Below are 14,525 nucleotides of genomic sequence, written 5' to 3'. Positions count from 1 at the left end.
TGAAATCAATATGCAAGCCTGTATACAGCTATGTGTGCAATTTTTTACTCGAAGGAATCGCGAACCATGACAGGGACGAATTACCTGACCGGAGCCGAGGCGATGGTGCGTATGCTCGAGGCGCATGGCGTGACGCATATGTTCGGCCTGTGCGGCGATACCACCTTGCCGTTCTATGACGCGCTCGCCCGAGTGGATCACGGCATTCAGCACATTCTGACCCGCGACGAACGGCACGCCGCCTACATGGCGGATGGCTATGCCCGCGTGACAGGCAAGCCCGGCGTTTGCGAAGGCCCTTCCGGCGGTGGCGCAACCTACATTCTGCCGGGTGTGGTCGAGGCCAATGAAAGTTCGGTTCCAATCCTGGCGATCACCTCCGATGTGGCGACAACCAGCCGCGGGAAATACCCTTTGACAGAACTGGATCAGCCGGCGTTGTTCCGCCCACTGACGAAGTGGAACGCGTCTCTGGATGATGCCGCCCGGCTTCCGGCCATGGTTCGTGCGGCATTCCGGGCGATGACAACGGGAACACCCGGCGCGACCCATCTGGCGCTGCCGTTTGATACGCAGAAGGCACAGGTGGACGAAGCGGAAATCTGGGCCGACGACCAGCATCGCAGCTATCCCGCCGAACGGGCTGCCCCCGATCCTGATGCCATCGAAGCAGCCGCAGCCATTCTTGCCCGGGCCAAAACCGCCGTCGCGGTATGTGGCGGCGGCCCCGTTCTGTCCGGCGCAACCGATGCGTTGCGCCGCGTCGCCGGTCTGTTGGACATGCCCGTCGCCACAACCGTTTCAGGCCAAGGGTCCATCGCCGAAACCGATCCTCTGGCCCTGGGTGTCGTCGGATCGAACGGCGGCATCCCCGCGACACGCGCCGTGGTGGATCAGGCTGATGTCGTCCTGTTCATCGGGTGCCGCGCCGGTTCGGTCACGACCGAACGGTGGAGAAGCCCCGGGCGCTACACCACGATCATTCACATCGACAGCGACCCCATGGTGATCGGCGCAAACTATCAGACCGAAGTGGCGATCTGCGCTGACGCCCGCCTCGCGCTTGAGGCATTGGCCCGAGCGCTGGAGGACCGGCAAGACCTGAACGGCCAAGACGGAGCAACCAAGGCCCGCGCCGCGTGGGAGGCCAAGGCGGCGGCGTTTGACCCCTTGGCTGCAAGTCGGGAAATGCCGATCCGGCCAGAGGCTGTCATGGCGTCCCTGATGGACATTCTGGACGACGATGCGATTGTGGTCGCTGACCCTGGCACCCCCTGCCCCTATTTCAGCGCGCATTACCGTTGGCGGCAACCCGGGCGGCATTTCATAACAAATCGCGCACATGGAGCACTGGGCTATTCTCTGGGGGCGGCCATGGGTGCACATGTCGGCCGGCCCTCGGTCAAGACCCTGGCCGTCATGGGCGATGGTTCGTTTGGGTTCACCTGCGGTGAATTTGAAACGATGGTTCGGCACAAAATGCCGATCACCTCGATCGTTTTCTCGAACTCGGTCTTCGGATGGATCAAGGCGGGTCAGGATGCTGGGTTTGATCAACGCTATTACAACGTCGATTTCAACCGGACTGACCACGCCGCCGTCGCAGCCGCCTTCGGAGTGAAATCATGGACGGTCAAAGACCCTGAGGACTTGCCGAAGGTGCTGAAACAGGCCGTCGAACATGACGGCCCCACATTGGTCGACATCCATTCGCAGCAGCTTCACGAGGCCGCTGCACCTGTGTCGGAATGGGTCGCGTAAGAGGCAATCGACGGGGTCAGCTGGGCCAGAAACTCCTGCGCAATCGTGGACAGGGGGCGCCCCTTTGCGGTGATGATTGCAAGATCCAGCATGACGGATGGCCTGAACGGGCGGGTCTTGTACCCGCTCTCACCATCGAACGTCACGGTAAAGGGATCGATCATCGCAACACCCATGCCCTGTTTCACAAAACTCAGCAGGTTCTCGGACAGGTGCGTGTGAATCTGTGTCCGCCACGTGCGCCCGGATGCCTGAAAGATGTCACGGGTTCGACGGTGGGTTTGGTGTTCCGGGCCCATCACGATGAAGGGCTCGTTTTCCAGTATTTCCGGTGTCAGAACGTCATAATCCGCCAAGGGGCTGTTTTCTGGAAAAGTCGCAAGCGTTTCGAATTGAAACACCTGATAATTCAGAGTGTCGTGCAGGATCGGCATCTCTACGATGCCGATTTCAAACAGGCCTGAAATCACCCATTCCTGAATCTTGGATGAATACTGCGACTGGAAACTGACGGACAGGTTCGGGCGGCTTTTGGCAAAACGAGCGATCTCGCGCGGCATGAAACCAAATGACAGAAGATGCGGAGCCGCAACCTGCAATTGACCGGGATGTTTGTTCTGCAAATCCGTCACGGCCTGTGCCACGTGATCCAGCCCGCGCACGACCGTGTCGACTTCGCGGAACAGCAGCTCGGCTTCCGGGGTGGGCAGCAAACGGCCCTTGTTGCGTTCGAACAGAGGCAGTCGCGCTTCGCGTTCCAACTGAGCCAACAGATTGCTGATACCAGGCTGGGATATCCCAAGTACCGACGCCGCACCGGTTACGGTTCCGGTTTCCATGATGGCGTGAAACGCTTGAAGCTGGCGAAAGCGCAGGGACATGGATTACCGTATCATTTTTTCTGATGAACTGTCGAAGATATAGTATTTGAAATGATATGCTCGTCAAGGCAGGCTTTCGCTCAACCACAGGGGGCGGAATGAACGATCTGTCACAAAACATCATCGGTTACGACCTTTGGCACCTGAAGCTTCCGGTCACGTCCCGCCGGGATCACGGTATAGGATCCGTCGAAGGCGCCTGCGAAGTCGTCATGCTGCGACTGACATCCGAGGATGGCACACAGGGATTTGGCGAAGCGTCACCTTGGTCGGTGTTCACCGGCACCCCGGAAGCGACATTCGCGGCACTGGATCGATATATACGCCCTCTTGTTCTTGGCGCCCGCGTGGGCGACCGGTCAGCCATCATGGCGCGCGCGGCCTGTGCCGTGGCGCATTGCACCGAGGCCAAGGCCGCGCTGGAAACCGCGCTGCTGGATCTGGCCGGCCGTATCAGCGGCATCCCGGTCTGGTCTTTGCTGGGCGGTCGCTGCCGCAGCACCATTCCGCTCAGCTGTTCCATCGCCAACCCGGACTTTTCTCAGGACATAGACCTGTTGGCGCGGTTGCGAGAGGACGGCGTGCGGATTGTCAAACTCAAGACCGGGTTCAAGGATCACGCCTTTGACATCATGCGGTTGGAGTACCTTGCGCAGAACTGCCCTGAATTCTCGGTCCGCGTGGACTATAATCAGGGGCTGAGCATCGAGGAGGCTCCGACGCGGGTGCGGGACGTGGCCCGGTTCAATCCTGATTTCATCGAACAGCCGGTTCGCGCCCATCACTTCGGCATGATGGCGAAGCTACGTCATATGACCGATGTTCCCCTTCTCGCCGATGAAAGCGTCTTTGGTCCCGAAGATATGGAACGCGCCGCGCGTGAAAGCATTTGCGATGGTGTCTCGGTGAAAATAATGAAGTCTGGCGGACTGACCCGCGGGCAAACGGTCGCCCGCATCGCGGCGGCGCACGGCCTGACGGCGTATGGCGGGGACATGTTCGAGGCCGGCCTAGCCCATCTTGCGGGCACCCATCTGATTGCCGCGACACCCGAGATCACATTGGGCTGCGAGTTTTATCAGGCGTCCTATTTCCTGAAAGAGGACATTCTGGAAGAACCCTTCCGGATCCGGAACGGTCAGGTCTGCGTGCCCGAAACCCCCGGGCTTGGCGGCAGGCCCGAGGTGGCCAAACTGAACCATTACGCAGTGGCCAGGGCGGTTTCAGAATGAGCGACAAGAAAACCATAGCCATCATCGGCGCCGGTATCGTCGGCGTGTCGGCCGCGGTCTGGCTGCAACGGGACGGGCACAACGTGATCCTGTTCGACAAGGCCGGACCGGGTGAAGGCACGTCTCATGGCAATGGCGGTGTGCTGGCGTCCTGTTCCATCATACCTGTGACGGTTCCCGGACTGCTTGGCAAAGCACCCAAAATGTTGCTGAGCTCGTCGCAGCCGCTGTTTTTGAAATGGGGGTATTTGCCGAAGCTGCTCCCATGGCTCCGGCAATATCTGAGCCACGCGAACGTGGCAGACGTTGAACGGATCGCGGCGGCGCTGACGCCGATCGTCGGCGACAGCCTGAATGATCACAAGGCATTGGCAACAGGCACGCGTGCTGAAAAGTGGATCGTGCCCAGCGACTATCTGTTTCTCTACGAGAACCGGGCCCATTTTGAACAAGATGCGTTGGGCTGGGGAATAAGGCGGAAGAACGGCTTTGATTGGGAAGAACTGGAGGGCAAGGCGTTTCACGACTATGACCCCGTGTTCAGCCCGGATATCGGTTTCGCTGCCAAGCTGTCAAACCACGGTCATATCACCGATCCCGGGCAGTACGTGAAAGACTTGGCCGCCCATGTCGAGGCTGGCGGTGGTCGGATCATCCGCGCCAATGTCGAGGACGTCACCCGCGAGAACGGCCGCGTTACCGGTGTGCGCGCGGGTGGTGAGACCATCGCTTGCGACACCGCCATTGTCACGGCTGGCGTTTGGTCGGGGCCACTGGCCAAGCGACTGGGGGTTTCTGTTCCTCTTGAAAGCGAGCGCGGTTATCATCTTGAATTGGTGGCGCCTTCTGCCATGCCCCGCAGCCCGGTCATGGTGGCTTCGGGCAAGTTTGTTGCCACGCCCATGGATGGGCGCATACGCTTGGCGGGTATTGTGGAGTTCGGAGGGCTGGACGCACCGCCCTCGCGCGCGCCGTTTGAATTGATGCGAAGAAATGCCCGGGCCGCGTTTCCGGGCATAACATGGAAGGAGGAAGTGGAATGGATGGGGCACAGGCCGGCCCCGGCTGACTCGATCCCGATCATCGGTGACGTGCCCGGTATCAAAGGGGCCTATATGGGCTTTGGTCATCATCACATCGGCCTGACAGGCGGGCCAAAGACCGGACGGCTTCTGGCGCAGATGATCGCGGGCAGAACCCCGAACACCGACGTAAGCGTCTACGCGCCGTCGCGCTTTGCAACATAAGAACAGACCGATGAAGAACATCGGTATTTCAAAACTCGATAGGGAGAAAACGATGAAAACACTGACAAACCTTCTGGCAGCAACCGCTTTGACTGCTGCCGCGGCGGCACCGGCCATGGCCGAAAAATGGGACATGCCGATGGCCTATTCGGCGTCGAACTTCCATTCGGCCACCGGTGCGGAATTCGCCAAATGTGTAACGACCGGAACCGGCGGTGAGATCGAAATCGTTACGCATCCATCCGGCTCGCTGTTCAAAGGTGCCGATATCAAACGCGCAATCCAGACCGGGCAAGCCCCGATCGGCGAACGCCTTCTGTCCGGCCACCAGAATGAGAACGCGTTGTTCGGTTTCGATTCGATCCCGTTCCTTGCGACCTCGTTCGACGACAGCGCCAAGCTTTGGGAGGCCGCTAAGCCATCTATCGAAAAAGTATTGGCAGAGCAGAACCTGACGCTGCTTTATGCTGTACCGTGGCCACCGCAGGGGCTGTATTTCAAGAATGAGGTGAACTCGGTCGCCGATATGAAGGGCATCAAGTTCCGTTCGTACAACAACGCGACTTCGCGACTGGCCGAGCTGACGGGCATGTTGCCGGTGACGATCGAAGCGGCAGAAATCAGTCAGGCTTTTGCGACGGGTGTCGCCGAGTCGATGGTGTCTTCGGGATCGACCGGGTATGACCGCAAGGTCTGGGAAAGCCTGAACTATTTCTACGAAGTCGATGCCTGGTTGCCGCGCAACTACGTGATGGTGAATTCGGATGTCTGGTCGGGCGTGTCCGACGCCAACAAGAACGTCATCAAGGCCTGCGCAGAGCTGGCGGAATACGCGGGCAACTGGCGCGCCAAGGAATATACCGGCTTTACTCTGCAAGGTCTGCGTGATGGTGGCATGACCGTCGGTCCGGCATCCGAGCAGATGACGAATGAGCTAAAAGAGATTGGTGTGACCATGACCAATGAATGGCTGGAAGCCGCCGGAGACGAAGGCAAAGCCATCGTCGACGCGTTCAACGCCTCTCAGTAACCGTTCGAGGCAGGCGGCGCTGCATTGCGTCGCCTGTTTTCCATCCAATCATAACAAAGCGGGGACGCCATGGCAGTATTGCGGGGGCTTCGGTCCGTTCTGGATTTCATCTATCTTGCAGCGGGGGTACTGGCGGCGGTCAGCCTGATTGCCATTCTTTTGCTGATCGTCGTGCAGATGCTGGCCCGCTGGACCGGTGAAGTATTTCCCGGAGCGCCCGACTATGCCGGCTATGCAATGGCGGCGGCATCTTTTCTGGCCTTTGCCAATGCGTTGAACCGGGGCAGCCACATTCGGGTTTCGATCCTTCTGAACGCGGTGCCGGACAGCGTGCGGCGTGTCCTTGAAATCTGGTGTTTCACCATCGGCACAGCCGTCATGTGGTATTTCTGCTGGTATGCCTATCGCTTCGTCTATTGGAGCTGGAAGTTCAACGACATCAGCCAGGGTCAGGACAGAACCGCGCTGTGGATTCCGCAATCCGCGATGCTGATCGGAGCCCTGATCCTGGCCATCGCGCTGACGGATCACCTGATCCACGTCCTGTTCAAAGGTGACCATCGCATTGTCCGCGATCTGGCCGACCAGAGCCACGGAGAATAGACGCATGGAAAATCTGTCTGTCATCATCCTTTTCCTTTTTGTTCTGTTCACGTTGCTCGGTACCGGCGTCTGGGTCGGCCTGGCCCTGATGGGGGTCGCCTGGGTCGGGATGGAGCTGTTCACCACCCGCCCCGTGGGCGACGTGATGATCACGACGATCTGGTCCGCTTCGTCGTCGTGGACCCTGACCGCCCTGCCCATGTTCATCTGGATGGGCGAAATCCTGTACCGCACGCGATTGTCCGAAGACATGTTCAAAGGGCTGTCCCCCTGGATGGCCCCCTTGCCCGGCGGTTTGGTGCATACCAATATCGTGGGTTGTACCGTCTTCGCGGCAGTCTCAGGTTCGTCGGCCGCAACGCTGACCACCGTCGGAAAGATGTCAATCCCCGAACTGCGGAAGCGCAACTACCCCGAACGGATGATCATCGGTACTCTGACCGGCGCGGCCACTCTGGGGCTGATGATCCCGCCGTCCCTAACCCTGATCGTCTACGGGGTGACGATCAATGAATCGATCACCAAGCTGTTCTTTGCCGGCATCCTTCCCGGTTTGGTGCTGGCAGCGATGTTCATGGGTTATGTCGCGATCTATTCCAAGTTGGGCAAAGATTGGACCCCGGATGTCGAGGGCAAGCTGAGCTTCTCCGAGAAAGTCAGAAATTCCCGCTTTTTGTTGCCTGTGATCCTTCTGATCACGGTCGTCATCGGCTCAATGTATCTGGGCTATGCCACTGCGACCGAAGCTGCGGCTTTCGGGGTGATCGGCGGCCTGCTGCTGGCGGCAGGCCAGGGGTCGTTGAACTGGAAGACATTCACTGAAAGCTTGATGGGCGCCACACGAACCAGCGCGATGATCGCCCTGATCCTTGCCGGCGCTGCGTTTCTGTCACTGTCCATGGGCTTCACCGGTCTGCCGCGCGGGCTGGCCGATCTGATTGCAGGTTGGGAACTGACCCGTTTCGAACTGCTTATGGTCCTGCTGGTGTTCTACATCATTCTGGGCTGTTTTCTTGACGGGATTTCTTCCGTCGTGCTGACCATGGCCGTGGTGGAACCAATGATCCGCGACGCTGGCATTGACCTGATCTGGTTCGGCATCTTCATCGTGGTCGTTGTTGAAATGGCGCAGATCACACCACCGATCGGATTCAACCTGTTCGTGATGCAGGGCATGACCAACCATGAGATGAGCTATATCGCACGCGCTGCGATCCCGATGTTCCTGATCATGGTGCTGATGGTTTTCATCCTCATCTGGTTCCCCGACCTCGCCACCTGGCTGCCCGAGAATTTGCGTCAGAGCCCGGGCGGGTAAAACGGCCTTGAACCTGCTCCATCTGGCGGCCCGCCACGGGCCCCGTGTTCTGGTCGCCGGATTGGCGGCGGGTCTTCTATTGCCGGGTTTGGCCGAGCCTATGCGAGGCCTGCTGCCGCCCCTGGTCGTGTTGTTGCTGTTCGTCACCGTCCTGAGAATGGACCCCGAAACCATTCTTGGATCGTTGAGCGATCTGCACAAGGTCGCGTTCACCGTCATCGGGTTTCAATTCGTGATACCGCTGATCATTCTGGCCATCGGATTTGTCGGGGGATGGACCGGAACGCCGGTGCTTCTGTCCCTGCTCATCATGGCGGCTGCGCCCTCGATTTCCGGCAGTCCGAACATGTGTTTGATGATGGGCTACCCACCTGAACACGCGATGCGAATGATGGTGGTTGGCACTGCCCTGTTGCCATTGACAGCGTTTCCGGTGTTCCTGCTCATGCCAGAACTGGGCGGCATTCACTCTGTTCTGCTGGCCGGGTTGCAACTGCTGTTGACGATACTCTGTACAACCGGCGCCGCCATTGTTGTCCGGCGCGTCTGGTTGCGTTCACCATCACGCTCCACATTGGTGAATCTGGAGGGGTTGGGCACAATCACCTTGGCCGTTTTTGTCATCGGCCTGATGCCTTCGGTCAGCAACACTGCGCTGAAAAGCCCGGCCCTCGCCGCCTTCTGGATCGCGCTCGCCTGTCTGGCCAATTTCGGAGCACAATTCCTTTCGTTCCGGATTACCCGAGGACGTCTGCCGGCAGCCAGAGCAACCGCTGTCTCTTTGATCGCGGGAAACAGAAACATCGCGATATTCTTCGTTGCTTTGCCGCCCGAGGTCACCGCACCCATCATGGCCTTCATCGGAGCGTATCAAATCCCGATGTACCTGACGCCAATGGTCATGCGTCATCACTACATGAGGCAAGTCTTGCCCGAGTAGCTTTGGAAAGCCGCCTTAGGATATTTTTATCCCTTTTCTCCGATCCTTGTCGGCGTTGGGCCGATACCTCGTGCTTGGTTCAATGCAAAAAAACACGCTCAGGGAAATCGGGTAAATAATTGTCACTATTGACAGTTAATTGGACTCTTCCTATTTACTGTCAATATTGACAGTAAAGGGTATATCATGCCGATTAGCAAACTGGTCGTCGCATCTGTAATGACACTGGCTTCAACCCTCGGGGCATCCGCACAAACTCTCACTGCGACGGTGCAGGACGTGCGCAATGCAGAGGGTGATTTGATCATTGCCGTGTTCGATGACTCAAAACCTTTTAGGGCCATGGACGTGGCGAACGCGGCGGCCTTGGCTTCCATTCCTGCTGTCAAGGGCTTTGCTTCGGTCACCTTTCACAATCTCCCGCTTGGCACCTATGCGATTGCCGCGATTCACGACGAGAACAGCAACAACGACCTGGATACCGAGAAGGATGTCCCAACCGAAGGGTACGCCTTTGGCGGTATGGGGCAGAACGGTCTGCCGCCGGAATTCGCGAATGCCGCTGTCGCCGTCGGCACCGGTGCAACCGCAGACCTGAAGCTGAAATACTGGAAATAACATGATCGGGCGCCCCTCAAATCGTGATGAACGTTATGAGCAGATTATGCAGGCTCTGGTCAGATGTGTTGCAAGATATGGCCTTGATGGTGCATCGCTTTCGCAAATAGCCAAGGAAGCGGGCCTGACACGGCCTCTGATCCGGCATCACCTGGGCAATCGGGATGAATTGATTACGACCCTGCAAGACTATGTTCTGAAAAGTTTTTCGGACCAGTCTGATGCACTCGTTGCAGGCTTGCCGGCGTCGGGAAAATCAAGACATCTGATCGATCTTCTGTTCTCGGACATGAACCAGACGTCACCGGATATGGTACTTGCCTTCGCAGCACTCACCGCGCGGGCGGTCGAGGATGCTTCGCTTCGCCGGGCTTGTCGAGAGGCTCTGCTTGCCTTTGAAACTACGATTGCTGCGATACTGCGCGCGGATTTCCCGAATGTGGATGCCGCAAAGGTCAATACCGCCGCTCATGGCATTGTGGCGCTTTATTTCAACGCGACATCTTTGGCCCCTCTGGATATGCCGAATGTCTGGAAAACGCAGGCCGAACAGGCCGCGCGTGCGCTGTTCAATGGCCTGGAGCAAGAACCATGACACGCAAGCGACAGCTAAACTACATCACCTTCGCAGCGCTGATGGTGACGACGGTACTTGGCTATCAGGCTCTGTGGGGGCTTCTTTTCATGTTCTGGACAATCCCGAATTTCTATTCCGGTCACGCTTTGCTTTTGACCGACGAAACCCGGGATGAGGACCCCATCCTGTTTTGGCTGATCCAACTCGCCTGGGTCGCATTAGGCCTGTCGATGATCGCCATCGACTTTCTCCCCCAAACGTTTTGAAAATTCCTTCACAAGAGGCTCAAATGAAACCCATGCTGCACCTTTTGCCGGTCGAAGCTTACACGAGCCAGGATTGGTTCGACCGGGAAATGCGCGAAATCTTCTCCAAAACCTGGCGCTACGCCGGTTTTATGGAGGATGTCAGTGAACCCGGCCAGTTCATCGCCGTGCAGGCCGGACTCAACAATATATTCGTGATCATGGGGCGCGATCGTCGCCTGCGCGCCTTCCATAACATCTGCCGCCATCGCGGCACCCAATTGATCCGCGCGGTTGGCAAAACGCAAAAAGCATTGACCTGTCCTTACCACGATTGGACCTACGATCTTGAAGGCAATCTGATTTCGGTGCCGGATGAGCACGAGGAATATGGCAAGGTCGACAAGTCCTGTCTTGGCCTGAAACCCGCCAAGGTCGACATCTGGAAATCGATGATTTTCGTCCATCCAGACCCCGACGCGCCTTCCATCGCCGAATGGTTCGGCCCCGTCGAACCCCATATCGGCCCGCACGTACCGGAAGAGCTGATCGAGTACGAAGACCTGAACACCAGCTATGAGATAAAGGCCAACTGGAAGGTTGTCGTCGAAAATTACATCGACGTTTACCACCTGAGCCATCTGCATTCGAATACGCTGCAGATGTATGACCACAAATCCGCCGAATTCCGCTGGGAAGGACCTCATTACATGTTTTGGGAGCCGCCGGTGGCAGAATTTCTGGAAGATCAGGACAGCAAACTGACCGCCCCGCGCGTCATTCCCAAAGACATGAACGGCGCCTGGGTGCCGATGCTGTTTCCGGGGATTGGACTGGCCGCTTCGGAAGACGGCTGGAGCATCTTCATTGTCGAACCCCTTGGCCCGGAACTGACACGAGTTCACAACCGCGGGCGGGTGTCCAACAGCTCGGAATGGGAATTCACCAAACAGTCGATGAAGTCGTCCTCTTTCTGGTCCAAGTTTGGAATAGGCGGAAAATACGAATCCAGTGACGCGATGGGCGAAGATGACCCGATGGTTGCTGGCGATTTTACCGGCGAAGACATCTACGCGTGCGAGCAGCAGCAGAAATCCCTGCATTCTCCGTATTTTGAAGCAGGTCCGGCAGCAAACGGTGAAAGCCCCGTCATCGAGCACCAGAAAGTTGTTCTGCAATGGTTGGGAGAAGGGAAATGAACCCACGTGACTTTTTCCCACTGCGCGTTTGCGGGACCCGAGTTGAACTGGATGGCGTGGCTAAGACCGTTATGTTCGAGGTACCTGACCGCCTGATGGACATATTCGCCTGGCGGTCGGGCCAACACGTGTCCCTGCGTTTCAATATTGATGGCAAAGAGCACCGTCGAAGCTATTCGATCTCCAGTTCACCTTACTCCGGGGGCCCGCTTCGCATCACCGTCAAACGGGTCAAGGGTGGCCGTGTCAGCAACTTCATCAACGACACTGTCCAGGAAGGACAAACCATTGACGTCATGCCGCCATTTGGCAGTTTCTGCCTGGACCCCGACGAAACGGCGCGGCGCACCCATTACTTTTTTGGCGCGGGTTCTGGCATCACGCCGCTCTACGCGATGCTGAACTCGGTTTTGACAGCCGAGCCCCATTCAGTCGCGCATCTGGTGTATGGCAACACAAACGCCAAGAGCATCCTGTTGCAGCAAGAGCTGAACGTTCTTCAGGAAGCGCATCCCGAACGTTTTACAATCAATCATGTCTTTTCGAAGCCCGGCTGGTGGTCCAGCGCCGAATATTGGCGGCAGGGTACGATCGACCAGGCCGCAATCGAAGCGTTGATCGCCGAGTATCCTCCTTACGCCCAGGACGCTCAATACTATGTCTGCGGTCCGGGCAACATGAACCAGACCGTCAAATCGGCATTGATGTCCATTGATGTGCCCGCGAACCGCATCCACATGGAAAGCTATGGTGCTGCGCCGGATCTGGACGCTGGTATTGAGGGGGTGGACGCAACCGCTGAACTGACGCTGGAAGGCGCCCGACACCTCATTTCGATCACCAAGGGGCAGACCGTTCTTCACGCAGCGCAGTCAGCGGGGCTCAAGCCACCCTATTCCTGCCAATCGGGGGTCTGCGGCGCGTGCCGGGCCAAACTGACCGACGGCACAGTTCATATGCGGGCGCGCATGGCGCTGGAGGATGAAGACATCAAAGCCGGAGAAATCCTGACCTGCCAGTCAATACCCACGGCGGGAAAACTGGCGATCAGCTTTGACCAGACCCGTCGCTGAAGAACCGATGACGCGCCTGACGCATGCCGTTTCACGCCGCCTCAGGTTCGTTCGCGGATCAGATCATGCGTCCGGCGCACAATCTCGGATCACGAAGTGCTTGGTCGTTTCTTCCACGACTTCCCAATAGCCGCGAAAGCCGTTGGGGATCAAAAAGCTGGCCCCGGTGCGAAAATCCTGACGGGTCCCGTCTTCGTGGATCAGGGCACAATGGCCTTTGACGATATAGCAATATTCGTCCTTGTCCGTGAACGCGTGCCATTTGCCCGGCGTGGACGTCCAGATCCCAGCAGACAGTTGCCCATCCGGGCTGGTGAAGTGCATTCCAATCTTGTGATGCGGATCACCCCCGACAACGCGATCGGGAAGATCCGCCAAACGCCGTTCGCTGCGCGTTGCGGGCTCATCGAAAAGGTTGAGTACCTGTGTTGTCATGAGGTCATCCCCTCCTGCTGGACGTGTATTGCGAGATGACGTGACCGGCCAATGGTCAGTCACGTGCTGGACTTGGATTTCCGCCATCCTCTAATGAAACAGGTAGACACCCGCCAATACGAGAGCAGCGATGAAGATCGTCTCGGCCACGATCAGGACAATGGCCTGCCCGCCCACATCCAGAATCCGCTTGAGCGACGTCTTCATGCCCACTGCCGCAATCGACACCAGCAGCGCCCATCGGCTGAGATCGGCCATTACCGACGAGACCACGTCCGGGATCAGACCCATTGAATTCAGGACGGCAAAGATCAGAAAGCCAACGACAAACATCGGTAAAATGGGCGGGCGCTTGCCGTCTTCTTCGCCGAAATCCGCGTGGCGTCGGACAAGAAACGAGATGACCAGAACCACCGGGGCCAGCATGGCGACACGGATCAGTTTGACCAGTGTCGCAACCTCTCCGGTTTGATCCGAAACCGAGAACCCGGCCCCGACAACCTGCGCGACATCGTGGATCGTGCCGCCCAGGAAGACCCCGGAAACCTCGTCGTTGAATTCGAAAGCCTCGGTGAGGATGGGGTAGGCGATCATCGCGATTGTCGACAGAACAGTGACCGACAATACCGTGAAAACCAGGTTTCGCTCCGAATGCTCGTTTTTGGGCAGAATGGCAGACAGGGCCATCGCGGCCGACGCGCCGCAAATCGCAACCGAACCGCCCGTCAACACACCGAAGCGCCAGCCACGACCCAGCAGGCGCGCGCCTAGAAGGCCGAACAGGATCGTGAGGATCACACCCGCAATCACAACGGCAATCAGATCCGCGCCAAGGCTCATCATCAATTCAACGGAAATACGCGCCCCAAGCAGCGCAACGCCAAAACGAAGAACGGTTCGTGCGGTAAATTCGATTCCGGCCTTGCAGTCGCCTGCGTCGTCTTCGGCCAGGAAATGGAACGCGATGCCCAGCAACAAGGCCATCAGCATCGCCGGGGCACCATAATGTTCGGACAAGAACTTCGCTGCGACGGCAACAACCACGGAAACAAGGAAACCGTGCCCGTTCAAACGAACGAAAGACCGTGCCCGAAGCCACGGCGAGTTGGATGCACTCAACACCTGCATCTTACTTCCTTTGCAATATTTGAGTTGCCTTTTAGGCAAAGCCTGCTCCCACCCGCACCGTATTCGGCCCGGGTGGAGGCATGATCAGATTACAGCTCGACCTGAGCTTTCATGTCGTCGGCCGAGATTCCGGCGACGGCGACGGGTTTTTTCATTGCGTCGCGGCGGAAGGGTTCGCCGAGTTCCTGGTTGATCAGGGCCTCGATCAGCGTGGTGATGCCGTTCTTCTGATCCTCGA

Annotated in this window: 15 protein-coding genes; 12 read left to right on the top strand and 3 right to left on the bottom strand. The window is 57.9% G+C overall.

Annotated features, from left to right (window positions below; translation table 11 throughout):
* Positions 1-66: 66 nt before the first annotated feature.
* Positions 67-1,761 carry a thiamine pyrophosphate-binding protein gene (locus tag GOW09_RS21415; protein ID WP_171120835.1) on the top strand — a complete coding sequence of 565 codons (1,695 nt, stop codon included), beginning with the start codon at positions 67-69 and terminating at the stop codon, positions 1,759-1,761.
* Here the strand turns inward: GOW09_RS21415 and GOW09_RS21410 are convergent.
* Positions 1,722-2,642: a LysR family transcriptional regulator gene (locus GOW09_RS21410; RefSeq protein ID WP_171120833.1), complete on the bottom strand. Its 921-nt coding sequence runs from the start codon at positions 2,640-2,642 to the stop codon at positions 1,722-1,724. The two genes, GOW09_RS21415 and GOW09_RS21410, sit on opposite strands and share 40 nt — an antisense overlap.
* Before the next feature lie 98 nt (positions 2,643-2,740).
* Between GOW09_RS21410 and GOW09_RS21405 the strand changes: the two genes are divergently transcribed.
* The 11 genes from GOW09_RS21405 to GOW09_RS21355 all read left to right on the top strand — a co-directional run bounded on the left by GOW09_RS21405 (position 2,741) and on the right by GOW09_RS21355 (position 12,724).
* Positions 2,741-3,874 (top strand): enolase C-terminal domain-like protein, encoded by a 1,134-nt coding sequence (locus GOW09_RS21405; RefSeq protein ID WP_171120831.1) that lies wholly within the window; start codon positions 2,741-2,743, stop codon positions 3,872-3,874.
* Positions 3,871-5,121, top strand: a complete 1,251-nt coding sequence (locus tag GOW09_RS21400; RefSeq protein WP_171120829.1) for an FAD-binding oxidoreductase — start codon at positions 3,871-3,873, stop codon at positions 5,119-5,121. The genes GOW09_RS21405 and GOW09_RS21400 overlap by 4 nt, the downstream gene beginning before the upstream one ends.
* 52 nt (positions 5,122-5,173) lie before the next feature.
* Positions 5,174-6,151, top strand: coding sequence for a TRAP transporter substrate-binding protein (locus GOW09_RS21395; RefSeq protein ID WP_171120827.1), 978 nt, complete (start codon positions 5,174-5,176; stop codon positions 6,149-6,151).
* Positions 6,152-6,220: 69 nt separating this feature from the next.
* Positions 6,221-6,754: a TRAP transporter small permease gene (locus GOW09_RS21390; RefSeq protein ID WP_171120825.1), complete on the top strand. Its 534-nt coding sequence runs from the start codon at positions 6,221-6,223 to the stop codon at positions 6,752-6,754.
* Between the two features lie 4 nt (positions 6,755-6,758).
* Positions 6,759-8,072 carry a TRAP transporter large permease gene (locus GOW09_RS21385; RefSeq protein WP_152460436.1) on the top strand — a complete coding sequence of 438 codons (1,314 nt, stop codon included), beginning with the start codon at positions 6,759-6,761 and terminating at the stop codon, positions 8,070-8,072.
* A gap of 7 nt (positions 8,073-8,079) precedes the next feature.
* The gene (locus tag GOW09_RS21380) at positions 8,080-9,012 is read left to right on the top strand and encodes a hypothetical protein (RefSeq protein ID WP_171120823.1); all 933 of its coding nucleotides are present in this window, start codon (positions 8,080-8,082) and stop codon (positions 9,010-9,012) included.
* A gap of 186 nt (positions 9,013-9,198) precedes the next feature.
* The gene (locus GOW09_RS21375) at positions 9,199-9,630 is read left to right on the top strand and encodes a DUF2141 domain-containing protein (RefSeq protein WP_171120821.1); all 432 of its coding nucleotides are present in this window, start codon (positions 9,199-9,201) and stop codon (positions 9,628-9,630) included.
* Between the two features lies 1 nt (position 9,631).
* Entirely contained in the window at positions 9,632-10,225 is a 594-nt protein-coding gene (locus GOW09_RS21370; RefSeq protein ID WP_217360302.1) for a TetR/AcrR family transcriptional regulator, read from the top strand.
* Entirely contained in the window at positions 10,222-10,473 is a 252-nt protein-coding gene (locus GOW09_RS21365) for a hypothetical protein (RefSeq protein ID WP_171120817.1), read from the top strand. Before GOW09_RS21370 ends, GOW09_RS21365 begins: the two co-directional genes overlap by 4 nt.
* A gap of 32 nt (positions 10,474-10,505) precedes the next feature.
* Positions 10,506-11,651: an aromatic ring-hydroxylating dioxygenase subunit alpha gene (locus GOW09_RS21360; protein ID WP_217360301.1), complete on the top strand. Its 1,146-nt coding sequence runs from the start codon at positions 10,506-10,508 to the stop codon at positions 11,649-11,651.
* The gene (locus tag GOW09_RS21355) at positions 11,648-12,724 is read left to right on the top strand and encodes a 2Fe-2S iron-sulfur cluster-binding protein (protein ID WP_171120813.1); all 1,077 of its coding nucleotides are present in this window, start codon (positions 11,648-11,650) and stop codon (positions 12,722-12,724) included. The genes GOW09_RS21360 and GOW09_RS21355 overlap by 4 nt, the downstream gene beginning before the upstream one ends.
* Positions 12,725-12,787: 63 nt before the next feature.
* Here GOW09_RS21355 and GOW09_RS21350 read toward each other — a convergent pair whose 3' ends face one another.
* Both GOW09_RS21350 and GOW09_RS21345 read right to left on the bottom strand, forming a co-directional pair.
* Positions 12,788-13,159, bottom strand: coding sequence for a cupin domain-containing protein (locus tag GOW09_RS21350; protein ID WP_171120811.1), 372 nt, complete (start codon positions 13,157-13,159; stop codon positions 12,788-12,790).
* 90 nt (positions 13,160-13,249) lie between these two features.
* Positions 13,250-14,287, bottom strand: a complete 1,038-nt coding sequence (locus tag GOW09_RS21345; RefSeq protein WP_171120810.1) for a YeiH family protein — start codon at positions 14,285-14,287, stop codon at positions 13,250-13,252.
* Positions 14,288-14,525 lie beyond the last annotated feature (238 nt).

This window comes from Ruegeria sp. HKCCA5463 (assembly GCF_013034175.1).
Taxonomy (GTDB): Bacteria; Pseudomonadota; Alphaproteobacteria; order Rhodobacterales; family Rhodobacteraceae; genus Ruegeria.
Note: the sequence above shows the minus strand (reverse complement) of the source record. Positions and strands in the feature narration are given on the sequence as shown.

What these genes read in the sequence shown, in the direction of transcription:
- GOW09_RS21400 (WP_171120829.1), top strand. Translation starts at nt 3,871, where the DNA reads ATGAGCGACAAGAAAACCATAGCCATCATCGGCGCCGGTATCGTCGGC.
- GOW09_RS21360 (WP_217360301.1), top strand. Translation starts at nt 10,506, where the DNA reads ATGCTGCACCTTTTGCCGGTCGAAGCTTACACGAGCCAGGATTGGTTC.
- GOW09_RS21345 (WP_171120810.1), bottom strand. Translation starts at nt 14,287, where the DNA reads ATGCAGGTGTTGAGTGCATCCAACTCGCCGTGGCTTCGGGCACGGTCT.
- GOW09_RS21405 (WP_171120831.1), top strand. Translation starts at nt 2,741, where the DNA reads ATGAACGATCTGTCACAAAACATCATCGGTTACGACCTTTGGCACCTG.
- GOW09_RS21365 (WP_171120817.1), top strand. Translation starts at nt 10,222, where the DNA reads ATGACACGCAAGCGACAGCTAAACTACATCACCTTCGCAGCGCTGATG.
- GOW09_RS21375 (WP_171120821.1), top strand. Translation starts at nt 9,199, where the DNA reads ATGCCGATTAGCAAACTGGTCGTCGCATCTGTAATGACACTGGCTTCA.
- GOW09_RS21350 (WP_171120811.1), bottom strand. Translation starts at nt 13,159, where the DNA reads ATGACAACACAGGTACTCAACCTTTTCGATGAGCCCGCAACGCGCAGC.
- GOW09_RS21355 (WP_171120813.1), top strand. Translation starts at nt 11,648, where the DNA reads ATGAACCCACGTGACTTTTTCCCACTGCGCGTTTGCGGGACCCGAGTT.
- GOW09_RS21390 (WP_171120825.1), top strand. Translation starts at nt 6,221, where the DNA reads ATGGCAGTATTGCGGGGGCTTCGGTCCGTTCTGGATTTCATCTATCTT.
- GOW09_RS21415 (WP_171120835.1), top strand. Translation starts at nt 67, where the DNA reads ATGACAGGGACGAATTACCTGACCGGAGCCGAGGCGATGGTGCGTATG.
- GOW09_RS21385 (WP_152460436.1), top strand. Translation starts at nt 6,759, where the DNA reads ATGGAAAATCTGTCTGTCATCATCCTTTTCCTTTTTGTTCTGTTCACG.
- GOW09_RS21370 (WP_217360302.1), top strand. Translation starts at nt 9,632, where the DNA reads ATGATCGGGCGCCCCTCAAATCGTGATGAACGTTATGAGCAGATTATG.
- GOW09_RS21410 (WP_171120833.1), bottom strand. Translation starts at nt 2,642, where the DNA reads ATGTCCCTGCGCTTTCGCCAGCTTCAAGCGTTTCACGCCATCATGGAA.
- GOW09_RS21395 (WP_171120827.1), top strand. Translation starts at nt 5,174, where the DNA reads ATGAAAACACTGACAAACCTTCTGGCAGCAACCGCTTTGACTGCTGCC.